This window comes from Hydrogenophaga sp. PAMC20947, from assembly GCF_004795855.1.
Classification (GTDB): Bacteria; Pseudomonadota; Gammaproteobacteria; order Burkholderiales; family Burkholderiaceae_C; genus Hydrogenophaga.
On record NZ_CP039252.1, the window covers coordinates 2,712,599 to 2,737,881 of the forward strand.

Below are 25,283 nucleotides of genomic sequence, written 5' to 3' on the forward strand. Positions count from 1 at the left end.
TTTCGTATCGTCTTGTAGAGCCACGCTCAGCGCGCATTCTTCAAGCCGATGCCTTTTTCCTTCAGATCCTCGATCTGGTTTTCGCGCCGCTGCAGGTAGATATCCCGCGTGAAGCTGTACTTGTCGAGAGCCGCAGCTTCCAGCATGGAAGTGGCGCGCAACAGATTGGCGCGCGTCTCCACTGCGCGCAAGGCGTAAAGGGAATTTCGGGCCGGAATATTGGACAGCCCCTGCACCAGGTCGCCCTTCGATTCAATGGTAAAACCTGCGGCATCCCGAACCGACGAGGGTCCAAAAATGGGCAATACAAGGTAGGGTCCCGAAGGAACACCCCAGCGCCCCAGCGTTTGCCCGAAATCGAGTGAGGTGCGCTCGATCCCCATCTCTGAAGCGATGTCGACCAGGCCCAGCACGCCAAAAATGGAGTTCACCGAAACGCGCAGGAAATTTTGTGAAGCTTCTTTCGGACGCAACTGGAGCGAGGCGTTTACGAAGGACCAAGCATCGTTGAGGTTGCCAAAGAAGTTGGCGACATAGGTTCGAACCGGATCGGGTGTCACGTCCCGGTAAACCGTGGCCACAGGCTTGAGCAGCGCACCGTCCACGGCATCATTAAAACGGGTGACGTCGCGATTGAAAGGCTCCCAGGGATCCCGAGGGTTGGCATCGGGCCCCGTGGCACAGCCCGCCAGCCCAACAACCAGCAATGAAATAGCCAAATGGCGCCCTCGCCGCGCTCCAGGAATAGGAAAATAACCGTGTTTCATGGATAAACTCCCGTTCCAAAATCTGGCCTGGCCTGGTCAGGTCCATGGGCGCCCACGGCTGGCAATTTTGACTTCATTCGCTCTTGGCACTGCCGCCATCAGCGGCCTTGCTGAAGAGGAACTGTCCAATCAGATTTTCCAACACAATGGCAGACTGGGTGCGCGTGATGACATCGCCTGCCTTCAGGTTCTCAATATCTCCACCCGCCACGAGTCCAATGTACTGATCGCCCAGCAAGCCGGCCGTCAAAATTTTGGCCGAGGAATCTCGGGGAAACTCGACCCCCTTGGCGACATCAAGAGTGACCAACCCCTGGTAAGTCACCGAATCCAACGTGATGCTGGTGACCCGACCCACATCCACACCCGCGGAGCGCACCGGCGCACGCGCTTTGAGCCCGCCGATGTTGTCGAACTTCGCAGTCAAGGTGTAGGTATCGCCTGCGCCCGAAAAGCTGCCCAGGTTGGCGGCCTTCAAAGCGAGGAACAGCAGGCCCACGGCACCCAAGGCCACAAAAAGACCGACAAAAATTTCAATGCTTTTTTTGTTCATAAGAGCTCCACAAGGGAAATCAGGGCGCTGAAAACATCCACGCCGTGAGAATAAAGTCCATCGCCAGTACGCCCAGCGAGGCGGTGACCACAGTCCGCGTTGTAGCGTAGGCCACGCCTTCAGGGGTCGCTTCGGTTTCAAACCCCTGGTAGAGGGCCACCGCAGTGCAGATCACCCCAAATACGACACTTTTGACGAAGCCGTTGCCCACATCGCGCCAGACGTCGACACCGTTTTGCTGGATAGACCAGAAGTTGCCGGCATCGATCCCGATCAGACCCACGGCCACCACGTAGGCGCCCAAAATTCCGATGGCGGAAAACAACGCAGCGAGCAAAGGCATTGAAACAATGCCGGCCAGGAATCTGGGGGCCAACACCCGGGTACGGGGATCAATCGCCATCAGCTCCATGGCCGCGATCTGCTCACCCGCCTTCATCAGGCCGATTTCAGCGGTCAGCGAAGTGCCCGCCCGACCTGCAAACAGCAAAGCTGTTACCACTGGCCCCAGCTCGCGGACCAAAGACAAATTCACAATCAAACCCAGCGACTCAGCGGCGCCGTAAGTCACCAGCGCGTAATACATCTGCAACGCCAACACAAAGCCTACCGAGAGACCGGAGGCCAGAATGATGACCAGCGAACGGTTGCCAATGGCATGGATCTGCGTCACAACCAGCCCGAATCGGCGCAACGAGGCCGGCAGCGCAAGAAGCAACTCAACAAAAAACACCGCACCATGGCCCCAGTCTGCCAGCGTGTCCAATGTGCGCCGGCCCAACCGTTGGAAAAAGTTCATGCCGACGTCCTCGCTCCGAAGTCTTCTTCCAGCGACGGTGCCGGGTAGTGAAATTTCACGGGTCCATCAGGCTCACCGCGCACAAACTGCCGCGTCTCCGGATCGTCACTGGCCATCAGTTCAGCTGGCGTGCCCTGGGCCACGATACGGCCACCCGACGCCATCAGGATCACCGCATCACTGATCGCCATGCACTGTGGAATATCGTGAGAAATCAACAGCGTGGTCGCTCCCGTCACGTCGGTCAGGGTGCGGATCAACTTGGCGGCCACACCCATGGAAACCAGGTCAAGGCCCGCAAATGGCTCGTCGTACATGATCAGTTCAGGATCCAGTGCGATGGCACGCGCCAAGGCGATGCGCCGGGCCATACCGCCCGACACCTCACTGATGCGAAGGCCTGCCGCGCCACGCAAGCCCACCGCATTGAGCTTCATAAGCACGATGTTGCGGATGAGGTCTTCGGGCAACTCGGTCATCTCGCGAAGCGGAAATGCCACGTTGTCAAACACCGTCAAATCGGTGAACAACGCACCAAACTGAAACAGCATGCCCAATCGCCGACGCAGTCGAAAGAGTTGTTGCTTGTTGCTGGTGTCGATAACCTCGCCATCAAACACCACACGACCACTGTTGGTCGCATGAACACCGCCGATCAGTCGCAACAGCGTCGTCTTTCCACAGCCTGAGCCACCCAGGACGGCCGTGACTTTGCCCCGCGCGAATTGCAGCGAGACATCGTTCAGTATGATCCGCCGGCTGTCGTAGCCAAAGGTCACATGGTCGATTTCGATAAAGGGTTTGTCACTCATGGGCATCTGTGTTCAATCGCGCATTGTCGCATGGGGGAATACCCCGAGTTCCAACCCGGCTGAATCAACCCCCACCCAGCCCGGACTTGTGCATGCGGCCATCGTTTGCACACAATCGCTGGTAGAAAAAAAGAGGGTGATGCCGCACGACTGCGGCATCGCCCTCCCTCAGAATCATGGCGAATAGGCCCGCTGATTCTGGAGGATTCAGCGTGGCAGATCTGAAAATCCCATCAGGAACTCATCCACCGAACGCGCGGCCTGGCGGCCTTCACGGATCGCCCAGACAACCAGACTCTGACCTCGGCGCATGTCGCCAGCCGCGAACACCTTGTCCACGCTGGTAGCGTAACCACCGGTGAAATCGGTGGTGGCTTTGGCATTGCCGCGACCATCTTTGTCGATACCAAAAGCATCCAGCACAGTGGCGACCGGGTTCACAAATCCCATGGCCAGCAAGACCAGATCGGCTTTGTATTCTTTTTCCGTACCCGGTATTTCGGTCAACTTGCCGTCTTTAAACTCCACCTGCACCGTGGTCAATCCAGTGACCTTGCCCTTGCTGCCGGTGAAGGCCTTGGTGGAAATGGCAAACTCGCGCATGCACCCTTCTTCGTGGCTGGAGCTGGTGCGCAGCTTGAGCGGCCAGTAAGGCCACACCAAAGGTTTGTTCTCCTCTTCTGGCGGCTGGGGCATGACTTCAAACTGGGTCACGCTCGCGGCGCCGTGGCGATTGCTGGTGCCCACACAATCGCTGCCGGTATCGCCGCCGCCGATCACGATGACGTGTTTGCCTTCGGCGCGCAACTGGTTCTTCAGTTTGTCGCCAGCATTGACCTTGTTTTGCTGGGGCAGGAACTCCATGGCGAAATGAATGCCGTCCAGATCGCGTCCGGGCACGGGCAAATCGCGGCTCTCTTCTGACCCACCGGTCAGCACCACAGCGTCGAAGTCCTTCTTCAACTGCTCGGGGCTGATGGTTTCACTGGCCCAATTGACTACTTTGCTGTCTTTAGGCATCACCCCCACCAGCACGCTGGTCTTGATGACCACGCCCTCGGCCTGCATCTGCTCAACACGGCGATCGATGTGGCTCTTCTCCATCTTGAAGTCAGGGATGCCGTAGCGCAACAAGCCGCCCACACGGTCGTTCTTTTCGAACAGCGTGACGTCGTGGCCTGCGCGTGCCAATTGTTGCGCTGCGGCCATGCCGGCCGGGCCCGAACCCACCACCGCCACTTTTTTGCCGGTCTTGATCTTGGCCGGCATGGGCTTGACCCAGCCTTCGGCCCAGGCACGGTCAATGATGGCGTGCTCGATGCTCTTGATACCGACGGCATCGTCGTTGACATTGAGCGTGCAAGCCGCCTCACAAGGCGCAGGGCAGATGCGGCCGGTGAACTCGGGGAAGTTGTTGGTGCTGTGCAGCACGGCGATCGCGTTTAGCCAATCGCCCTGGTAAACCAGGTCGTTGAAGTCAGGAATGATGTTGTTGACCGGGCAGCCGTTGTTGCAGAACGGTGTCCCGCAGTCCATGCAGCGCGCAGCCTGAATCTTGGCCTTTCCATCGTCCAGACCGATGACGAATTCTTTGTAGTCTTTCAAGCGCTCGGGTACAGGCTTGTAACCCTCTTCCAGACGCTCGTATTCCATGAAGCCAGTGACTTTTCCCATGATGTGTGTCCTTTTCTAGCTCTGCGCTTTATTTGGCCGGAGCCGTCTTTTTCTTGGCGGTTGCCTGGGCCTTGGTGGTCACCTCGGCCGCTTCTTTGCGCGCGTGGATTTCGCCCAAAGCACGCTTGTACTCATTCGGAAACACCTTCACGAACTTCTCGCGAGACTGCGCCCAGTTGTCGAGCAATTCGCGCGCACGCTTGCTGCCTGTCCAACGGTTGTGGTCTTCAAGCAGCTTCTTGAGTTGCGCTTCATCGGTCTGGTCACGGTGCCAGATGGCACGGTCTTGTTTGGCCGTCTGTTCCGCCGTGGTCAACACCTTGTCGATGCTGACCATGGCCGTGTTGCAGCGCTCGGCAAAATTGCCATCCTGGTCATAGATGTAAGCCACGCCACCGCTCATGCCAGCGGCAAAGTTGCGCCCGGTTTTCCCCAACACGGCGACGGTGCCGCCGGTCATGTATTCACAACCGTGGTCGCCGGTGCCCTCCACCACCGCAGTGGCACCCGACAGGCGCACAGCGAAGCGTTCACCTGCCACGCCGCTGAAATAGGCTTCCCCGGAGGTCGCGCCGTACATCACGGTATTGCCCACAATGATGTTGCGTGCCGACTCTCCGCGGAAGTCGATGCTGGGACGCACCACCACACGACCGCCCGAAAGCCCTTTGCCGGTGTAGTCGTTGGCATCGCCAATCAGGTACAGCGTGATGCCATTCGTCAAGAACGCGCCGAACGACTGACCACCCGTGCCTTCCAGCTGGATGTGGATGGTGTCGTCAGGCAGACCCTCTGGGTGCACCTTGGTGACTGCACCAGACAGCATGGCGCCGACCGAGCGGTTCACATTGCGTGTTGCTTCCAGGAACTTGACCCGCTCGCCTTTGTCGATCGCAGCTCGCGACTTGGCGATCAACACCTGGTCCAGCGCCTTCTCCAGTCCATGATCCTGGGTTTCGGTGTGGTAGCGCGGCACATCGGCCGGCACATTGGGCGTGGCCAGCAGGCGGCTGAAATCCAGGCCCTTGGCCTTCCAGTGATCGATGCCCTGGCGCATATCGAGCAAGTCGGCGCGGCCAATCAGTTCGTCGAACGTGCGAATACCCAGCTGGGCCATGATCTGGCGTGCTTCCTCGGCGATGAAGAAGAAATAGTTCACCACATGCTCAGGCTTGCCAGTGAATTTCTTGCGCAGCTCGGGGTCTTGTGTCGCCACCCCCACGGGGCAGGTGTTGAGGTGGCACTTGCGCATCATGATGCAGCCTTCGACCACCAGCGGAGCGGTGGCGAAACCGAACTCGTCAGCACCCAGCAGCGCACCAATCACGACATCACGACCGGTCTTCATCTGACCGTCGGCCTGCACGCGGATGCGGCTGCGCAGGCGGTTGAGCACCAGCGTTTGCTGCGTCTCGGCCAGACCGATCTCCCAAGGGCTACCGGCGTGCTTGATCGACGACCAGGGCGAAGCACCCGTGCCGCCATCGTGGCCCGCGATCACCACGTGATCAGCCTTGCACTTGGCCACGCCCGTAGCGATGGTGCCCACACCAATTTCCGACACCAGTTTCACGCTGATTGAACTGTGTGGCGCCACGTTCTTCAGGTCGTGGATCAGTTGCGCCAAGTCTTCAATCGAATAAATGTCGTGGTGCGGTGGCGGGCTGATCAGGCCCACGCCCGGCACGCTGTGGCGCAGCTTTCCGATGTATTCCGAGACCTTGCCGCCAGGCAGTTGACCGCCCTCGCCAGGCTTGGCGCCCTGAGCCATCTTGATCTGGATCTGATCGGCGCTGTTGAGGTATTCTGCGGTCACGCCAAATCGGCCCGAGGCCACCTGCTTGATGCGCGAGCGCATGGAGTCGCCCTCTTGCAACACGTAGTCCACTTCAAAGACATCCTTGCCCAGCAGATCAGACATGGTCTGGCCTTGCTTGATCGGGATGCCCTTGAGCTCGTTGCGGTAGCGCTTGGCGTCTTCCCCGCCTTCGCCGGTGTTGCTCTTGCCACCGATGCGGTTCATGGCCACGGCCAGCGTGGAGTGCGCCTCGGTCGAGATCGATCCGAGCGACATCGCACCGGTTGCAAAGCGCTTGACGATCTCCTTCGCGGACTCGACTTCATCAATGGCAATGGCCTTGCTGGGCTCGATCTTGAATTCGAACAGGCCGCGCAATGTCATGTGGCGACGGCTTTGGTCGTTGATGATCTGAGCGTATTCCTTGTAGGTGTTCCAGTTGTTGGACCGTGCGCTGTGCTGCAGCTTGGCAATGGCGTCGGGCGTCCACATGTGCTCTTCACCGCGCGTACGCCAAGCGTATTCACCGCCTGCGTCAAGCATGTTTTCCAGCACAGGGTCATCACCGAACGCGGCATTGTGCATGCGGATGGCTTCTTCAGCAATCTGGAACACGCCAATACCTTGTACACGGCTGGGGGTGCCGGTGAAGTATTTGCTGATGGTGTCGGTGTTCAGACCAATGGCCTCGAACAGTTGTGCACCACAGTACGACATGTAGGTCGACACGCCCATCTTGGACATGATCTTCGACAAACCTTTGCCAATGGCCTTCACATAGTTGTAGATCGCCTTTTCGGCACTCAGATCGCCCGGTAGATCCTTGTGCATTTTGGCCAAGGCTTCCATGGCGAGGTAGGGGTGAACCGCCTCGGCGCCGTAACCGGCGAGCACCGCGAAATGATGGACTTCCCGTGCGGTCCCCGTCTCGACAACCAGCCCTGCCGTGGTGCGCAAGCCTTCGCGCACCAGGTGCTGGTGAATCGCGGACAAGGCCAGCAGCGCCGGAATCGCCACCTGGGTCGCGGAGACTTTGCGGTCGCTCACGATCAAAATGTTCTTTCCGCCCTTGATCGCATCCACCGCTTCGGCGCACAGAGATGCCAACTTGGCTTCCACGCCCTCTCGGCCCCAGCTCAAAGGGTAGGTAATGTCGAGTACATGGCTGCGGAACTTGCCCTCTGTGAAGGCTTCGATGTTGCGCAACTTGGCCATGTCGGCGAAGTCCAGCACAGGCTGGCTCACCTCCAAACGCATCGGTGGGTTGACCTGGTTGATGTCCAGCAAGTTCGGTTTTGGGCCGATGAAGGACACCAGTGACATCACTATCGCCTCGCGAATAGGATCGATTGGCGGGTTGGTCACTTGCGCGAACAGCTGCTTGAAGTAGTTGAACAGCGGCTTGTTTTTGTCCGACAACACAGCCAGCGGGCTGTCGTTGCCCATCGATCCCAGGGCCTCTTCACCGGCGGAGGCCATGGGCGCCAGCAGGAACTTGATGTCTTCCTGGGTAGTGCCAAAAGCTTGCTGACGGTCAAGCAACGATACCTCGCTGGGCAGCGGTTCAGCCGTGGCGGGGCCATCTACATCGTCTAGTTTGACGCGGAGGTTGTCGATCCACTGCTTGTAGGGCTTGCTGTTGGCGAGATTGGATTTCAGTTCCTCATCGTCGATCATGCGACCCTGCTCCAGGTCGATCAGGAACATCTTGCCAGGCTGCAGGCGCCACTTGCGCACAATCTTGTGCTCTGGAATGGGCAACACGCCCGACTCCGAACCCATGATCACGAAATCGTCGTCGGTCACACAGTAGCGCGAAGGGCGCAAGCCGTTGCGGTCCAGCGTGGCGCCGATTTGACGACCGTCGGTGAACACGATGGAAGCCGGGCCATCCCATGGCTCCATCATCGCGGCGTGGTACTCATAGAAAGCCTTGCGGCGCGGGTCCATGGTGGCGTGGTTTTCCCAAGGCTCGGGAATCATCATCATCATCGCCTGAGCCAAGGGGTAGCCGGCCATGGTCATGAGCTCGAGCACGTTGTCAAACGTGGCGGTGTCGGACTGGCCAGCAAAGCTGATCGGGTACAGCTTCTTCAGGTCGTCCCCCAGCACCGGCGACTTCATCACGCCCTCCCGCGCCTTCATCCAGTTGTAGTTGCCCTTGACGGTGTTGATCTCGCCGTTATGCGCCACATAGCGATAGGGATGGGCCAGCGGCCACTCAGGGAAGGTATTGGTCGAGAACCGCTGGTGAACCAGTCCGAGCGCGGAAACGCAGCGGGAGTCAGTCAGATCGGTGAAGTAGGTGCCCACCTGGTCGGCCAGCAACAGGCCTTTGTAAACCACCGTGCGGCTGCTCATGCTGACCACGTAATATTCTTTGCTGTGCGTCAGCTTCAGGCGCTGCACATTGCCGCTGCAGGTCTTGCGGATCACATAAAGCTTGCGCTCCAACGCGTCCTGCACGATCACATCGTTGCCGCGCCCGATGAACACCTGGCGAATGATGGGTTCTTTCTTGCGCACGCTCGGCGACATGGGCATGTCGCGGTTCACCGGTACATCGCGCCATCCCAGCAAAACCTGGCCCTCGGCGGCAATCGCGCGCTCCATCTCCTGCTCGACAGCCATGCGTGAGGCGTGTTCTTTGGGAAGGAACAACATGCCCACGCCATATTCCCCCAAAGGGGGCAACTTGACGCCTTTCGCTGCAAACTCTTCTCGGTACAGCGCGTCCGGGATCTGGATCAGCAAGCCAGCGCCGTCACCCATCAGCTTGTCTGCACCCACTGCACCCCGGTGGTCCAGGTTCTCCAGAATCTTGAGTGCCTGAGACACGATAGCGTGGCTCTTCTCACCCTTGATATGGGCTACAAAGCCGACGCCACAGGCGTCGTGCTCGTTCGCGGGGTCGTACAGACCGTTTTCCTGGAGATGTTGCAGTTCGGCAGCCGTGGTCATGGCACTTCCTTATTTTGGGGTTCGAATACGGGATATATGCGTTGCGGATGAGGAGCATAGTGCATTGCAACAATGGTGCCAAGCACAACAATTGGGGTCTGACCCCAATTGTTTCCGCAAAAATTGATCGTCTTATAAATTAGGGACAGATTGAAGACTGAATGGTTTACCCGGATCAGTGTCGAAAAAGGCTGCTTTAGGATGCGGTTTTGTTGGGTGTCGAAGCCGGTCTGCCCGGCGATATTTGGCGCAAACGCCGAGGAGTGTGCGCCTGCAACGCCGCCAGAAATCCCTCGCCGCCCAACGCCCAACCCCTCAAGGTGGATTCGGTCAGAGCCTTTTGCTCACTGGCGCTCACACCAGCTTGCACCCATTTCTCATATGCGGCTTCGCGGGCGAATGGCGTATTGCCCATGGCCCAGACCCGTGGGTGTGGCGTCACCAGTTTGTCAGTGGCCTGCCCAACGTAGTGCGCATGGCTTGACCAGCGGTATTCCAGCGGGGAACGCACCATATTGGCGCGCACAGGATTGAGGTCCATGTAGGCCATACAAGACAGCAAGTAACGCTCGGCATCGATCACCGTCGAGTGGTAGCGCCCTTCCCACAGGGTGCCTGTGCGCCCCACACGGTCATTGAAATAGCGGACATAGCTTCGGCCGACCGCTTGCATCATGCCGGGCAGACCTTCAATGGTTTCGGGTGTGGCAAGGAGATGGAAATGGTTGTCCATCAACACGTAGGCGTGGATGGCAACGTTGTTCTTCGCAGAGTGTTCCAGCAAGAGATCCAGCATACGCTGACGATCGGCTTCGGTCTGGAAGATGGCCTGCTGGTTGTTTCCACGCTGGATAACGTGGTGGGAAAAGCCGGGGATGCTCAGACGAGGGAGTCGGGCCATGGGTATTGATCAATCGGCAAAGGCATGAATCTGACCCCAATTATGCAGCCCTACCCCCCTGTATGCTGAGCGCCCGGCAGGCGCTGGGTCGATACGGAAGAAACCACCTATGCCCGGTGCCGTCCTATTCCTCCAGCCCGGTGGTCCATGGCCCAGTGTTGAGAGCTGAAGCATGGCATCGGGCTGATCAGCCCCCCCTTCAGCTTTTCATCCCATCCCAGGCCAGCTGTACCCGTGACGCCACCCAGAACCCCAGCATTGAACAAGCACCTGTCGCCACGCCAGTCCAATGCCAATTGCCTACGAGGGACGCCAGCCATGCCACAGCAGGCGGACCGAGGAACTGCCCCAGCGCCGAGAGCTGCTGCATCCAGCCGACGGTCGTCGACACGGTATCGTTGTCTGGCGCGAGACGCACCGAGGCGCCAAACAGGGTGCCCGGGATCAGCCCCCCGACGCCCGAGAACAGCAACACGGCGAGATAGGCCACAGTGGGCGGCGTGTCCCCCGCAAACGCAAGCAGGGCGCCCATGCCCATCACCCCGTACGCCACGCTCATCAACCGCCCGGGCCCCACACCCCGGGCAAGCAAGTGACCCGCCATCACATTGCCCACGATGTTGACCCCAGCGGCCAATGCGGTCAGCACGGCTACCCAGCCACCGGTGTAGCCCGCTTGCTGGTAGACCGTGGGCAGAAATCCAATCACGGCCAGCCACTGGCCTGAATACAAGAAGAAGCCCAAGGCAACCAGCCAGGGGCCGGGCGCAGAGAGCGTGCGGCGCAGGCGCGGGCCGAGCGGCGCAAGCGCTGCGCGGGCATGGCTGCTCAAACGGGGTCGCACCGCCCATGTCAACACAGCCCAGGCCACCAGAGACACGCCCGACAACACCAGCCAAGCGCCGCGCCAGCCGACCCTGTCCATCACCTCAGTGCCGGCCAGTAAAGCGATCGCAGTGCCCAGTGGCATATAGGCACCCCACCAGCCCAACGCTTTGGACAACGTCTGCGGGTGCGCCACACGCTGGCGCAACAGCGCAGGCGCCGGCAGGACCGACAGCAAAAACCCCAAGCCTTCCAGCGCACGCGACGCCAGCAGCCATTGCACCTGATGTGTCACCGCGCCCAGAGCACTGGCCATCGCCAACAACCACAACCCGATTTGCATGATGCGCCGCGGCCCGAATCGGTCTGCTCCCAGGCCCACCAACAACCCCAAGGACATGCCCGCCAGCTGCACCATGGACAACAGGAATCCCGCTTGAACCAGACTCACACCCAGGGCATCCTGCAACACGGGAATCGCCACGGGCAACTTCCCAATGTGCAGCGCGGAACTCACCCCCACGCCCAATACCACCCAGGCCACCCGCTGGGACTGGGCTTCGGCAGGATCGGTAGGGGACCATTTGTTCATGGGAACAAGACGGTACCGCAAAGCCGCTCGTGTTCGCGGATGGCGAACCGGTCGGTCATGCCGGCGATATAGTCGGCCACCGCGCGGGGCAGACTGGAGGTGGCAGTGCGCTCTTCGCCAATTTCTTCCGGATGAGCCATCAAGAAGGCAAACAAGTCCCGCACCACCACGGCAGCGCGCTCTGTGGTCTCAGTGACTTGAGGATGGCGATACAGGTTGCGGAACAGGAACCGCTTGAGCTCGGACGATTCAGCGCGCATGGTGTCGGAAAATGCCACCAGCGACTTGCTCTGCCGAACATCGTCTAGGCTCTGAATGCCAGAATCGGCAATTCGCTCACCCGTGGTGTCGATCACGTCGTACACCTGCTGGCTCAACATCAGGCGTATCGACTCAAACAGCAAACGGCGCCCGCCCAGTTGAGGGTGTGACCGCAATGCCTGCTGGCGAAAGCGCTCGAACAAAGGAACTTCAGCCATTTGATCCAGTGTCAACAAGCCCGATCGCACACCGTCGTCGATGTCGTGAGCGTTGTAGGCAATCTCGTCAGCAAGGTTGCACAGCTGAGCTTCCAGTGACGGTGACCCGCCAACCAGAAACCGCTGCGCCACGCCCGAGGCATCGACCAGCGCAAGCCGTTCTGCGTCGCCACGTGAACAATGCTTCAAGATACCTTCGCGGGTTTCAAAAGTGAGGTTGAGGCCGTCAAAGTTGGGGTAGCGTACCTCCAGCCGGTCCACCACACGAAGGCTCTGGAGGTTGTGCTCAAAGCCCACGATCACAGCAGTGGCCGGGTCATCCCCTTGTGGCCCAAGCGCTTTCAAGCAGCCGTTGAGCGCATCCTGTCCGGCATGGCCAAAGGGGGTGTGACCGAGGTCGTGCGCCAGCGCCACCGCCTCCACCAGATCTTCATTCAGCCGCAGGGTGCGTGCGATGCTGCGGGCGAGCTGTGCCACCTCCAATGAATGGGTGAGTCGGGTTCGAAACAAGTCGCCTTCATGGTTCAGGAACACCTGCGTTTTATAGACCAGGCGGCGAAAGGCCGTGCTGTGCACGATACGGTCGCGGTCGCGCTGGTAGACCGAGCGCGTGGGCGCATCAGCTTCAGGAAATCGCCGCCCCCGGCTCTGGCGGGCCTGGCAGGCATAAGGCGCCAACATGGCCTCAGCCAGCACAACAAGTGTTGATAACTTCAGCCACCAAGGCGTCGGGCGCCGGTCTCACGTGCGCTGTACCCCGTCCATCGACCACCACGAACTGAATCTGCCCTGCATCGGCCTTTTTGTCCACGCGCATCAGTTCCATGTAACGGCCCACGTTGTCTTGGGCATCGAGCACGGGCGCCACGGTGGGCAGGCCGGCGCGCTTGACGATGCGGGTGATCCGGTCCACAAAGGCCTGTTCCACCAATCCCATCTTCTGCGACAACACCGAAGCCATCACCATGCCGCAGCCAACACCCTCGCCGTGCAGCCAGGCACCGTAGCCCATGCCGGCTTCAATGGCGTGACCAAAAGTGTGCCCAAAATTGAGAATTGCACGCAAACCTCCTTCTCGCTCATCCTTGCTCACCACGTCAGCCTTGATTTCGCAGCTGCGTCGGACGGCGTAGGCCATCGTCTCAGGGTCGCAAGCCCTCAAGGCGTCAAGGTTGGCTTCGACCCAGTCAAGAAAGGCCATGTCGTAGATCGGGCCGTACTTGATCACTTCGGACAGGCCCGCGCTCAATTCACGTGAAGGCAGCGTCTTCAGGGTGTCCAGATCGCAAATGACGCGCTGCGGCTGGTAGAAAGCGCCAACCATGTTTTTTCCCAGGGGATGGTTGATGCCCGTCTTACCTCCCACAGAAGAATCCACCTGTGCCAGCAAGGTGGTCGGCAACTGGACAAAAGGGACGCCCCGCATATAGCTGGCGGCGGCAAACCCGGTCATATCCCCGACCACGCCCCCGCCCAACGCGAAAAGAACGGTCTTGCGATCACAACGCTGCGCTAAAAGGTGGTCGAAGATCTCATTCAGAGTCTCCCAGTTTTTGTACACCTCGCCATCTGGGAGGATCACAGAATGCACGGCAGAGAAGTGCTGCTTCAAAGCGACAGCCGTACGTTCCAGGTAGAGCGGCGCAATGGTTTCATTGGAAACCACTACGGCACTGGTCGCGTGCGGCAAATCGAAAAAAGAACCGCTCCGTTGGAGTAGTCCCGAGCCGATTCGGATGTCGTAGGAACGATTCCCGAGGTCAATGTGAACCGAGGATTCTGTGGAGTTGGAAGAGTTCGATGACATAGCCACCAAGTGTAGAGGCTATCAGGGCAAACCTCCTCCCTGAGAGCATCACTCCTGCGGAGATCCACCCGGCTGGTGTGCAACATTTCGCTCTACCAAGCAAATGCCAGCCAACTCCAGTTGCATGGCGATCATGTTGACCAGTGTTGCAACCGATGGTCGGCCTGTATCAATCGTGAAATGAGCCACCTCCCTGTACAAAGGGTCTCGCTCTTCAAACAAAACACGAAGCTTTTGCAAGGGATCGGCCACCTGTAGCAGCGGCCGATTCCGATCGTGGCGAAGACGGCGAAAGAGCTCTTCAGGTGTTGAACGCAGATAGACCACATGCGATCGTTCGCGAAGCAAGCGCCTGTTCTCCGCCAAAAGAACAGCCCCGCCTCCCGTCGACAAAACAGAAGAGGAAGTCTCAAGAAGCGCAGCAAGAACCCGTGCCTCGACCGCCCGAAATGCAGACTCCCCTTCCCGCTCAAAGAAAGTTCGTATCCCACATCCCAGATCCTTTTCGATCAGCGCGTCCGAGTCCAGGAAAGAAACACCAAGGCGTCGAGCCAGATGGCGACCGACAGTCGACTTTCCTGAGCCAGGCAGCCCAACCAAAGAGATCATAGGATCATGAAATACTTTGCATCAATCAAGTAGCGTCGTCGCCTTTTTCGATGGTAATTTCAACCGAAGCCGATTGCGAATGGTAGTCAAGGATCAGAATCGTCAATGGATCTCCACATCCGGTCAATGTGGTCACTTTGAACTGAGGGTCTTTGCCAGTCGCTTCGGTTCGATCGAGCTGCAAATACTGCGGCACTGAATTCACGATTCGGTAGGGGGGTTGGCCTCCTACAATTGCAAACGTCAACTGCGTACCTTTGGTGTACTGGCAAGAGGTGTCTCCGTCACCTGCTTTGAATGAAACCGTGGCAGGAACCACCGCGAATTCCGTCGAATCCCCTGCGTCCCCTCCGCCACCGCCACAAGAAGCAAGCAGAGCCACCAATGCCAGTGGAGCCAAACGACGGAACGATTGCACAAACATATTCATACCCAACTCCATCAAAATTAACGAGCCATGCCACGGTCACCAATGGTCCGAGGAGTAATAAAAATCAAGAGCTCAGATTTGTCTGAGGCTGTGGTTTTCGTCTTGAACAAATTACCGAGCACCGGAATATCACCGAGCAAGGGCACCTTGGAGACATCTTCGGTTTCTGTCTGAGAAAAAATACCACCAATCACAACCGTGCCACCGTTTTCCACAAGAACCTGTGTTTGCACGTGCTTGGTGTTGATTGCGATACCTGCAGTGGTTGTCTCCCCACGGCTGTCTTTGTTGATATCGACATCCAGAATTATGCTTCCTTCAGGCGTAATTTGAGGAGTGACTTCAAGTTTGAGGTTGGCCTTGCGAAAGGCGATTGCCGTTGCTCCGCTGGACGTAGCCGTCTGATAGGGGTATTCGGTACCTTGTTCAATCAAGGCCTTCACCTGGTCAGCAGTGACCACCCGCGGACTCGACACAATTTTTCCACGGCCATCCGCTTCCAGAGCAGAGATCTCCAGATTGAGAAATCGATTGGCGGCTGAGCTGAACAACGACACAGCAAAAGCGGCTGGATTCACGCCGTTTCCAAATCCCACTGCTGGGAGGTTAAAAAAGCTGGTGTTGGTTGTGGTGAGCGTGTTGGCCGACTCCCCAGTGGTACTGGACACGGCATCGTAACTGCCTCCAAAAGCAACCCTGTTTGCACCTGTGGTCGCATAGCCCGCGTCGCCTCCACTCACACCACGCAGATCACTACCACCCAGGCGAACGCCAAGGGACCGTCCAAAACTGTCATCGGCCTCAACGATCCGAGCCTCTATCAAAACCTGTCTGACCGGAATATCCAGTTTGGAGATCAGTTGCTGGACCTGTTCGAGCTTGGATGGAACATCTGTCACGAACAGCTGATTGGTGCGCGATTCCGCTATTGCACTCCCACGCCCAGACAGGATTCGAGCGCTCGAAGAGCCGCTGGAAGTGCTATTCCCCCCAGCCGTCAGCTGAGCGGCCACATCGGCAGCTTTCGCATAATTCATCTGGAAGCTCTGGGTTCGCAATGATTCCAAGGTCTCCAGAGAAGCCTTGGCTTCCAGTTCTTGCTTTTCCCTCGCCGCAATTTCGTCTTGAGGCGCGATCCAGAGAACGTTGCCACTCTTCCTCATCCCAAGTCCTTTGGCCTGGAGAATGATGTCCAACGCCTGGTCCCAAGGGACGTCTTTCAAACGCAATGTCACCGCCCCGGTCACAGAGTCTGAAGTAACAATGTTGAAGTTGGTGAAATCGGCAATCACCTGGAGCAAAGAGCGGATCTCGATGTTCTGAAAATTCAACGACAGCTTCTCACCGCTGTAGCCCGGACCTTGAGTCAGTTTGGAGTCATCGACCTTGCGCTCGCGCACCTCAAGCACAAACTGACTATCGCTTTGGTATGCCGAGTGCTCCCAATTGCCTTTTGGAGTCACCGTCATGCGGACCCGATCCCCGACCTGGGTCGTCACAATCGATTGAACCGGTGAGCCAAAGTCAGTCACGTCAAGCTTGCGACGAAGACCTTCTGGCAAGGAGCTCCGCAGGAAGTCGACCACGAGGTCCTTGCCCTGCTGGCGAATGTCCACGCCCACCTGACTCGTTGCGAGATCGACCACAACCCGACCTGAGTTGCCAGCACCAAGCCGGAAGTCGATATCTTTCAGCGTCACCGTACCCTGATTTTGCGTTTCAGCAAACATCGCTGTAGCTGAAGGTTTCTGCGAAGTCACCTCCACACGGTCCATCACCAGCAACACCGTCTTCCCCTCCAGCCGGGCTTGATAGGCCGCCGGCTGCTTGAGGTTGATCACAACCCGTGTGCGGTCTCCTGCCTGAACCACATTGGCCGAGCGAAGATTCCCTTGATTGATCTCAACGGTGCTGCGTCCCATGGCATTGATGACGCCTGGAAAATCGAGTGCAATGCGGGCTGGCGATTGAATGGTAAACCCAGTCGGCGCAACCGTCAGTGCCTCAGACGTTTCAATGCGAATCACCTCAGATCCACCCTGCACGCTACCGGTCAAAGTCTGAATAGCATTTTGCGCAAAGGCAGACCAAGAAGCCAACGACAAACCCAGCACCAAACATAGTTGACGCATTCTCTGTGCCTCTTTTTTCTGAACCATTACGTTGTGTGACTTGTTCATTTAATAGCTTCCTCTTGTAACTGCAACGCTGCCGGGCGCTCAATCCACTCGCCCGCGGCATCCTGTACCACTTCCCGCAATGCCAGCTCATTTTCGGAAATTTTCAGTACACGGCCGTAGTTTTGACCCAAATAAGCACCGGGCTCAACCTTATATAGCAGCTGATCTACCTTAACCAAGGCCACCAATTGACCTTTTCGATTCATACTCCCAACCATCTTCATGGTATCCAATGGAAACGCCTCCAGCGGCTGTTTGCGTCGATTCAATTCCGCTTCTATCAATGCAGATTTTCCCGCCGGCAATGCCTGACCGCTGCGCAAAATACTGGCAAGCTTCTCACTGCTGAATGGCTCAACCAGCGACTCACCTCCATAGATGGAGGGTTCAAACTTGGATGGCTCAGGAATAGGTTCAACAGAGGGCTTTATCGCATCACGCTCACTTTGCATCCAGGAGGTGAGCTCCTCTTGCTCTGAGCTTGCACAACCGCCCAGCAACAGGGCGAAGGTGAAGAAAAGGCAGCTACGAAGTAACTTCCCGTGAGGCAATCTTGTGCTCATCATGGCTTGACCCCTTTGCCATCGCCAGCTTTGGCTTTTGCAGCCTGCTGCTGCATTTCAATCTCTTCTTGATCCAGGTACCGGAAGGTCTTGGCTGTGCCATCCATCGTCAGCATGCCATCTCGGTCCTTCACAGGAGACAGGGAAAGATTATTCAGCGTCACAATGCGCGACAAGCTGGCGATATCTGCAGCAAAAAGACCAATATCGTGGTAGCCGCCTGTCACTCGAACGGCAATGGGCAATTCAGCGTAATACTCTTTCACAGAAACATCTCCCGGACGAAAGAGTTCAAACTGGAGACTGCGCCCAAGACCGGCCTGGTTGATATCCGACAGCAATGCATCCATTTCAGCCTTGCTGGGCAACTGTTTTTCCAGTTGAGTAACGTATTGCTGGACTTGAACAAGCTGCTTCTTCAGTGCATCCAAGTTCACCGCTTGAACCAATTTTTTGCGGTATTCCACTCGCAACGCCTGCTCGCTGGCCTGCTCAGCGAGCAATTCTTCGTCAACTGTCTTCAACCACGCAAACCAGAGCCCAGCGATAACCGCGACACAAACTGCAAGATACAGAAGATTTCGAGGAAGGGAAGGCCAAACGGAGGGATCGTTGGGATCCAATCCGGAAAACTGCTTTTGCAGATTTTCTTGAATGGATTTGAAGTCCACGTTCATAGTATTGGATAGGGCCATAGTATGTGCTTTTGCTCTCGCTTAACCCGGCACAGCCGGCGCAATGGGCTGCTGCACTCCGGTCGAGCTTGCGGCGGCGGCGGCTTTGGGGCGATTCAGGGTCACCCGGATGGTGAAATTCGAAACCCGACGCTGCTCTCGACTGGACACAGCTGCATTCGCTGCAACAATTTCAACCAGCTCAGGCTTGTGCAACCAAGCCTGCTCACCTGATAGGTTCCGCAACAACTCGGAAACCCGCTCCTGGGATTGAGCAACGCCTGTCAGCAGCACAGACTGACCGTCCTGCTTCATGGTGCGGAGGTAAATACCATCTGGTAAACGACTCACCAACTCGTCCAGCAGGTGAACCGGCATATTTCGGTCTGACTGCAAGTTCTCTACTGCGATTTGCCGCGCACGCAGGGATGCAATTTCTGCTTGAAGCCCCGTAATATCTTTGATTTCGGCATCAAGCAATGCGGTCCGATCTTTCAAAAGAGCATTGCGCCCTTTCTGGGTGTCTATCTGGCCTTGGTACCATAAGAAAACACCACCGCAAATGATTCCGCCCAACACGGCAGAGGACAGCAGCTGGCTGTAGAACTGCTTCTTCTGGCGTTCACGCGCGGCTTCGCGGTGAGGCAATAGGTTGATCAAAATCATTGGGAAAACCTCCGCAAAGCCAACCCTGTGGAGGTCAGGTATGAAGGCGCTTCACGGGCAATCTTGCGTGAGTGAACCGTGGACGCCATCTCCATGCCATCGAATGGATTGATCACCATGCAGGCAAAGGATGTCTGGTGGGTTACACCTTCGGTCAGACCGGGAATAGCTGCGCTACCGCCCGCCAACAGAATGTGGTCCACCTTGTTGTAGGGCGTGCTGGTGAAGAAAAACTGCAAGGCCCGACCGATTTCCTGAGCCATGCTTTCGATAAACGGATTCAGCACGGCCGATTTGTAATCGTCAGGCAGGTCACCAGAGCGTTTTTTGGCCTCGGCTTCATCAACAGAGAAACCATACTGGCGGACGATCAACTGGGTAAGCTGAGCTCCACCAAATGCTTGATCGCGCTCGTACAGAACGTCGTCATTGCGCATGACCTGCATGCTGGTGGTCAACGCACCGACCTCAAACAATGCCACCAAGGAATCCACGCCCTGGTTTGGCAGGGTTTCAATCACTCGGCCAGCCGACATACGCGAGGCATAGGGCTCTACATCCATGATCACAGGCTTGAGACCCGCTGCCTCGGCAAGACCTTGCCGATCCGATACCTTTTCCTTGCGCGAAGCCGCGATCAGAACCTCGACATCACCCACTGAGGTGGCACTTGGGCCGATCACGCAAAAATCGAGACTGACCTCATCCAGAGAGAACGGGATGTACTGATTGGCCTCTGACTCCACCTGCACTTCGAGCTCTTTGTCCGACAGCCCGCCCGGCAGGATGATTTTTTTGGTGATGACCGCCGAAGCGGGCAGTGCCATGGCTACGTTCTTGGTCTTGCTGCCGCTCTTGCGGACCACACGACGCACGGCTTCCGCGACTTCATCGAATTTTTCGATGTTGCCGTCGGTTATCCAGCCGCGCTCAAGCGGCTCGATAGCACAACGCTCCAAGACCAGATCGCCGGATCGATTGCGGCTCAACTCGACGAGCTTGACGCTCGACGAACTCACATCAATGCCCAGCAAGGGAGCCGAATCACGGCTGAAAAACGACCCCAATGAGATCAAGGTGACCCCCAAAAAATGAGCGGCGCTAGCTGCGCCAGACTTAAGACTTCACTTGAATGCTAGCAGCAAGCCCCTTGTGCAGCAAAGAATTATTGTCATTGAGACAAATCGAAACGTTGTCAAAAGCATACGCAATTTGGGATTCACCAAGCCTGCCGGGCTTACAGAAAGCGTCCAGAGCACACAACAACTCACAATCAACCGGGGGTGAACTGCCCTCTACACAACACCCGTTTTTATAATCGGGGTCTTCAGACACGATTGACTGCATGCCATCCAAAGACACAGCCGCCCCCCGTAGCAAGGACTCAGACGCGCCGAAGCGCTCTGGCGCATTGATCTGGCTGGGCAAAGCACTCGCTACCACCACAGGCCTTTTTCTGGCCGGCGGTTTAGCGGTCTTGCTGGCGGTGGGCATTGCTCTGGCTGTGGCGTACCCAAACCTGCCAGACGTCGGGGACTTGGCCGACTACAGGCCCAAACTTCCACTGCGCGTGCTGACAGCGGACGGGCAACTGATCGGAGAATTTGGCGAGGAACGTCGCAACCTGCTCCCGATCAAGGAGATTCCGGAGGTGATGAAAAACGCGGTCCTGGCGATCGAGGACTCTCGTTTTTTTGAGCACAGCGGTGTGGACTACCGAGGCATGCTTCGCGCAGCATTGGCCAATCTGGGGCGGGCGAAAAGCCAAGGAGCATCAACCATCACCATGCAGGTCGCGCGCAACGTTTACTTGTCGGCCGAGAAAAGCTACACGCGCAAGATCTACGAGGTTTTGCTGACCTTCAAGCTGGAACACATGCTGACCAAGGAACAAATTCTTGAGATCTACATGAATCAGATCTTCCTGGGGCAGCGTGCGTACGGCTTCTCAACAGCCTCACAAACCTACTTTGGCAAGCCCCTTCGGGATGTGACCATCGCCGAAGCCGCCATGTTGGCCGGACTCCCCAAGGCCCCGTCGGCTTACAACCCCATCTCCAACCCCAAACGCGCCAGGGAGCGCCAGCTCTACATCATTCAACGCATGTTGGAGAACGGCTTTATCTCGTCAGATGAGGCTGCTGCAGCCAGCAAAGAAGAGCTCAAACTGCGTGCAACAGGCAGCAAAGACCTGGTGCCAGCGGACTACGTGGCCGAGATGGTGCGGCAGTCCATGGTGTTGCAATATGGCGACGAAGCGTACACACGCGGACTGACGGTGACGACAACATTGCGCTCAAACGAACAGCGTGCGGCCTACAAGGCGGTGCGCGAAGGCATTCTCGACTTTGAGACCCGTCAGCGATACCGCGGTCCAGAGGCTTATATCAAGCTGCCCGAAGAGAAGGCAGCTCTTGACGAGGCCATCGACGATGCGCTGAGCGAACACCCGGACAACGGCGATCTGCTCTCTGCCCTGGTTCTTGAGGCATCCCCTCGCCAGGTTGTTGCCATTCGGCAAGATGGCGAAACCTTCACCATCACGGGCGATGGCTTGCGGCCCGCGCAATCGGGACTGGCCGCAAAGGCTGGAGCCAACGTGCAGATCAGGCCCGGCGCGGTGATCCGGGTAGTCAAGCTAAGCGAAAATGCGTGGCGGATCAGTCAGCTGCCCGAAGTCGAATCGGCATTCGTCGCTATGGACCCGCGAAGTGGGGCGGTGCGCGCGCTGGTCGGTGGATTTGACTTCCAGAAAAACAAGTTCAACCATGTGACCCAAGCTTGGCGTCAACCGGGTTCCAGCTTCAAGCCTTTCATTTATTCTGCTGCCCTGGAAAAGGGCTTGAAAACAACCACGGTGGTCAACGATGCACCATTGTTCTACAGCGCAGCGGAAACAGGCGGCAAGCCTTGGGAGCCCAAGAACTACGACGGTCGGTTCGAAGGACCAATGTCGGTACGCCGCGCGTTGGCCAAATCCAAGAACATGGTGTCGATTCGTGTGCTGCAGTTGGTTGGGACTCAGAGCGCCCAGCAGTGGGTGAGCCGGTTTGGGTTCCCGCCTGAGCGGCATCCCCCCTACCTGACGATGGCATTGGGAGCTGGCTCGGTAACGCCAATTCAGATGGCGACTGGCTATGCGGTGTTCGCCAATGGGGGCTACCGCGTTGAGCCGAGGTTGATCACCCGTGTGGTCGAACAACGTGGCCACGTCCTGTATGAAGCACCAGAACCAGCGCTCGATCCGGCCCACCATGTGATCGACGAGCGCAATGCTTTCGTGATGAGCAGCCTGCTGCAGGAAATAACCCGCACGGGAACCGCGGCCAGAGCACAAGGCACACTCAAGCGACCCGACCTGTATGGCAAGACCGGCACCACAAACGATTCGGTTGACGCTTGGTTTGTGGGCTATCAGCCCACGGTGGTGGCAGCAGCGTGGGTCGGTTACGACACACCCCGCAACCTGGGCAGCCGCGAGACAGGTGGCGGCTTGAGTTTGCCCATCTGGATCGCCTACATGCAAGAAGCGCTCAAGGGCGTTCCCGTTCAGGAGGTCACGCCGCCAGCAGGGGTCATCCGCGTCGGAGGTGACTGGTACTACGAGGAATTTGGCCCCAGCCGCGGTGTGCAAGGCTTGGGGCTGCAGGACCCATGGCCAGGCGCGGTGCCTGAGGGCGAAGGTGTCGGCGCAGAGGCCATCGCGCCCGCCACGACCGAAGACCGGCGCAGCATCCTGGATTTGTTCAGGAATTGAATTTCAGGGCCAAGCCCGATTGCTCACTGGAAAACTGGGTCAGGTGTTGGAAAAATTCACCTTGGCCCTTGGTGTCCATCCAACGCCCATCGGCTTCGCAGCGGTAGTGGAAGCCCCCCGCCCGCGCGGCCATCCAGACTTCCTGCAGGGGTTTTTGCAGATTCACGATGATCTGACTGCCATTGGCAAAGACCAGGGTGATCATGCCGCCGACCCGCTGGTTGTCGATGTCGGCATCTGTCGCATCATTGATGCGGTCGCAGGCGCTCTCGACGGCTCCCAGCAGGGACTCAGCTTGGTTTAAATATTCGTTGTCGGTCATTACAATGCCACCATGATCAATACATCTGGAATTCTAGGCGCTCTGCCCACCTTGGGTAGATTGGCCGGCGCAACTGCCATGCTGGCCGCTGGGTTGCTGGTGTCGGCATGTGGACAAAAAGGCCCATTGTTTCTGCCTCCGGCAACGCCTCAAAGTGTGCCATCCAAGCCCGCGCCTCCAGATACCTCCAAGCCGGCCGACAAAACACCCGCCCAACCGTCAAGTTGACGGCAAAGGGCTTCGGGCGGCCGGCATGCAGCGCGTATCCCCTTCCACTTTGATCGCGCTTCCAGGGCACAACAACCGGAACCGCTGCACCTGCCTTGCTTCCGTTTGCCATGTCCTCCGGCGAAGGAATCTACCCCTGAGCGGCCCGTTGCCTGGTCGCCGGCTCAGGACTTTGGCCTTGGAGATGGACGCGTGGTGAAGCGGCGCCAAGCTCGCCAGCCCAGCAGCGTGCCCAGCAGCGCTGCGTAAACCACCACTTCAGCGAAGTCATTCTTGCCAGCTCGCATCCAGAAGAAATGCAGGACAGCCAAGGCGCAAACCGCATAGATGCAGCGATGCAACAATTGCCACCGCCGAGCACCCATCGAGCGAATGGCCCGGTTGAATGAAGTCAGCGCCAAAAGAAGCAACAAGCACCAGGACAACATGCCCACGAGGATGAAGGGCCGCTTGATCACATCGGTCAGGACTTCTCCCCAGACAAAACCCATGTCAAACCAGGCGTAGGCAGTGAGATGCAGGCTGGCATAGAAAAATACAAACAGCCCCACCATGCGCCGCCACCGGGCCAGAGCGGACAGTCCCAGCGTCACACGCAGTGGTGTGATGGCCATCACGAGGACGAGTGCTCGCAAGGTCCAATCGCCCAAGGACCGGATCAGAGCCTCTGCAGGATTGGCCCCCAATTGGTCGTGGTACACGGCCCAGATCAACCACGCCAAAGGCAGGCACAGCAAGAAAAATACGACCGGGCGCGCCCAAGGGCTCATCAGGGTCTGATGGGTACTTGCGCGCCAACGCACCCCATTGGCCTTCAGCGAAGTCCGCAAAGGTACTGCGCTGGGCCGGGAAAACATCAGAAGAGCTTCCGAAGATCCATGCCCGAATACAACTGCCCCACCTGTGCTTCATACCCGTTGAACATCAACGTCTTGCGACGCCGGGCCAGCAAGCCCCCTTCTTCACCGATGCGGCGCTCCGTGGCCTGGCTCCAGCGGGGATGGGAAACGTCGGGGTTCACGTTGGAGTAGAACCCGTACTCTTGGGCTGCCGCCTTGTTCCAGGCGGTGGCAGGCTGTTTATCCGTGAATCGGATCTTGATCAGCGACTTGGCCGACTTGAACCCATACTTCCAGGGAACCACAAGCCGCACGGGCGCGCCATTCTGGTTGGGCAAGACTTCGCCGTACATGCCAAAAGCCAGCAAGGTCAACGGGTGCATGGCCTCGTCCAGCCTGAGTCCCTCGGTGTAAGGCCAATCAAGAACGCCGCTGCGCAACCCCGGCATCACTTTGGGATCAGCAAGCGTGACAAACTCCACATACTTCGCGCTGGTCTGAGGCTGCACCTCCTTGATCAGTGCGGCCAGGGAGTAGCCCACCCAGGGGATGACCATGGACCATCCCTCAACACATCGCAGGCGGTATACCCGCTCTTCCATGGCGCTGAGTTTGAGCAGAGAATCGATGTCGAAGGTTTTCGGCTTGTTCACCAAGCCCTCGACCTGGACCGTCCATGGATGGGTCTGCAGGCCAGCGGACAAAGCGGCAGGCTGTGCCTTGTCGGTGCTGAACTCGTAGTAGTTGTTGTAGCTGGAAGCATCCTGATAAGAGGTGAGCTTCTCAACGGTTTGCGCCCCTGCAAGCTTTGACGCCGAAGCTTGCAATGCCTGCAGTCGCCCCGGAATTGGTGCGAGTGCCCAGGCATCGCGGGCTGCCCAACCGGCCAAAGCGGCTCCGCCAGCACCCAAGGCCAGCGATTGCAGCCAGGCGCGGCGACCAAGGTATTGTGCTGGCGACGTGATGTCGCTTGGCGTAGGGTGAACGAACCCCGAATCTTGCGTGCGGATGATCATCAAATGCTCCGATTGTCTCAATGGGTCGTGA

21 protein-coding genes are annotated in these 25,283 nt (G+C 57.9%); 1 reads left to right on the forward strand and 20 read right to left on the reverse strand.

Annotated elements, in window-relative coordinates; translation table 11 throughout:
- Positions 1–26: 26 nt before the first annotated feature.
- The 17 genes from E5678_RS12255 to E5678_RS12335 form a co-directional block, all read right to left on the reverse strand.
- Positions 27–767 (reverse strand): VacJ family lipoprotein, encoded by a 741-nt coding sequence (locus E5678_RS12255; RefSeq protein ID WP_136178787.1) that lies wholly within the window; start codon positions 765–767, stop codon positions 27–29.
- A gap of 73 nt (positions 768–840) precedes the next feature.
- Positions 841–1,320, reverse strand: coding sequence for an outer membrane lipid asymmetry maintenance protein MlaD (gene mlaD, locus E5678_RS12260; protein ID WP_136178788.1), 480 nt, complete (start codon positions 1,318–1,320; stop codon positions 841–843).
- A gap of 19 nt (positions 1,321–1,339) precedes the next feature.
- Positions 1,340–2,119: a lipid asymmetry maintenance ABC transporter permease subunit MlaE gene (gene mlaE / locus E5678_RS12265; protein WP_136178789.1), complete on the reverse strand. Its 780-nt coding sequence runs from the start codon at positions 2,117–2,119 to the stop codon at positions 1,340–1,342.
- Positions 2,116–2,931: an ATP-binding cassette domain-containing protein gene (locus tag E5678_RS12270; protein WP_210731906.1), complete on the reverse strand. Its 816-nt coding sequence runs from the start codon at positions 2,929–2,931 to the stop codon at positions 2,116–2,118. The genes mlaE and E5678_RS12270 overlap by 4 nt, the downstream gene beginning before the upstream one ends.
- Before the next feature lie 207 nt (positions 2,932–3,138).
- On the reverse strand, positions 3,139–4,605 hold the full coding sequence (locus E5678_RS12275; protein ID WP_136178791.1) for a glutamate synthase subunit beta: 1,467 nt from the start codon (positions 4,603–4,605) through the stop codon (positions 3,139–3,141).
- A 28-nt stretch (positions 4,606–4,633) separates the two neighbouring features.
- Complete coding sequence (locus E5678_RS12280; RefSeq protein ID WP_136178792.1) at positions 4,634–9,364, reverse strand: glutamate synthase-related protein; 4,731 nt, start codon at positions 9,362–9,364, stop codon at positions 4,634–4,636.
- 196 nt (positions 9,365–9,560) lie between these two features.
- Entirely contained in the window at positions 9,561–10,265 is a 705-nt protein-coding gene (locus E5678_RS12285; protein WP_136178793.1) for a transposase, read from the reverse strand.
- A gap of 199 nt (positions 10,266–10,464) precedes the next feature.
- Entirely contained in the window at positions 10,465–11,682 is a 1,218-nt protein-coding gene (locus E5678_RS12290) for an MFS transporter (protein WP_136178794.1), read from the reverse strand.
- A complete protein-coding gene (locus E5678_RS12295) occupies positions 11,679–12,842 on the reverse strand; it encodes a deoxyguanosinetriphosphate triphosphohydrolase (protein WP_136178795.1) in 1,164 nt (387 codons plus the stop codon). Before E5678_RS12295 ends, E5678_RS12290 begins: the two co-directional genes overlap by 4 nt.
- A 4-nt stretch (positions 12,843–12,846) precedes the next feature.
- Positions 12,847–13,968, reverse strand: a complete 1,122-nt coding sequence (gene aroB / locus E5678_RS12300) for a 3-dehydroquinate synthase (RefSeq protein WP_136178796.1) — start codon at positions 13,966–13,968, stop codon at positions 12,847–12,849.
- A 48-nt stretch (positions 13,969–14,016) separates the two neighbouring features.
- Positions 14,017–14,577, reverse strand: a complete 561-nt coding sequence (locus E5678_RS22640; protein WP_136178797.1) for a shikimate kinase — start codon at positions 14,575–14,577, stop codon at positions 14,017–14,019.
- Positions 14,578–14,602: 25 nt separating this feature from the next.
- Complete coding sequence (locus tag E5678_RS12310) at positions 14,603–15,007, reverse strand: hypothetical protein (RefSeq protein ID WP_136178798.1); 405 nt, start codon at positions 15,005–15,007, stop codon at positions 14,603–14,605.
- A 17-nt stretch (positions 15,008–15,024) separates the two neighbouring features.
- Positions 15,025–17,139 carry a type IV pilus secretin PilQ gene (locus tag E5678_RS12315; protein ID WP_247597029.1) on the reverse strand — a complete coding sequence of 705 codons (2,115 nt, stop codon included), beginning with the start codon at positions 17,137–17,139 and terminating at the stop codon, positions 15,025–15,027.
- 44 nt (positions 17,140–17,183) lie between these two features.
- Positions 17,184–17,753, reverse strand: a complete 570-nt coding sequence (locus E5678_RS12320; RefSeq protein ID WP_348770346.1) for a pilus assembly protein PilP — start codon at positions 17,751–17,753, stop codon at positions 17,184–17,186.
- A complete protein-coding gene (locus E5678_RS12325; protein WP_136178799.1) occupies positions 17,750–18,445 on the reverse strand; it encodes a type 4a pilus biogenesis protein PilO in 696 nt (231 codons plus the stop codon). The genes E5678_RS12320 and E5678_RS12325 overlap by 4 nt, the downstream gene beginning before the upstream one ends.
- Positions 18,446–18,466: 21 nt before the next feature.
- Complete coding sequence (locus E5678_RS12330) at positions 18,467–19,090, reverse strand: PilN domain-containing protein (protein WP_136178800.1); 624 nt, start codon at positions 19,088–19,090, stop codon at positions 18,467–18,469.
- Positions 19,087–20,166 carry a pilus assembly protein PilM gene (locus E5678_RS12335; protein WP_136178801.1) on the reverse strand — a complete coding sequence of 360 codons (1,080 nt, stop codon included), beginning with the start codon at positions 20,164–20,166 and terminating at the stop codon, positions 19,087–19,089. Before E5678_RS12335 ends, E5678_RS12330 begins: the two co-directional genes overlap by 4 nt.
- 269 nt (positions 20,167–20,435) lie before the next feature.
- Between E5678_RS12335 and E5678_RS12340 the strand changes: the two genes are divergently transcribed.
- Positions 20,436–22,847, forward strand: coding sequence for a penicillin-binding protein 1A (locus E5678_RS12340; protein WP_136178802.1), 2,412 nt, complete (start codon positions 20,436–20,438; stop codon positions 22,845–22,847).
- On the opposite strand, the gene cyaY is transcribed toward E5678_RS12340, so the two are convergent.
- The 3 genes from cyaY to msrP form a co-directional block, all read right to left on the reverse strand.
- Positions 22,837–23,169, reverse strand: a complete 333-nt coding sequence (gene cyaY, locus E5678_RS12345; protein ID WP_136178803.1) for an iron donor protein CyaY — start codon at positions 23,167–23,169, stop codon at positions 22,837–22,839. The two genes, E5678_RS12340 and cyaY, sit on opposite strands and share 11 nt — an antisense overlap.
- Positions 23,170–23,561: 392 nt before the next feature.
- On the reverse strand, positions 23,562–24,167 hold the full coding sequence (locus tag E5678_RS12355; protein ID WP_247596762.1) for a protein-methionine-sulfoxide reductase heme-binding subunit MsrQ: 606 nt from the start codon (positions 24,165–24,167) through the stop codon (positions 23,562–23,564).
- An 86-nt stretch (positions 24,168–24,253) separates the two neighbouring features.
- A complete protein-coding gene (gene msrP, locus E5678_RS12360) occupies positions 24,254–25,252 on the reverse strand; it encodes a protein-methionine-sulfoxide reductase catalytic subunit MsrP (RefSeq protein WP_136178805.1) in 999 nt (332 codons plus the stop codon).
- Positions 25,253–25,283: the final 31 nt, after the last annotated feature.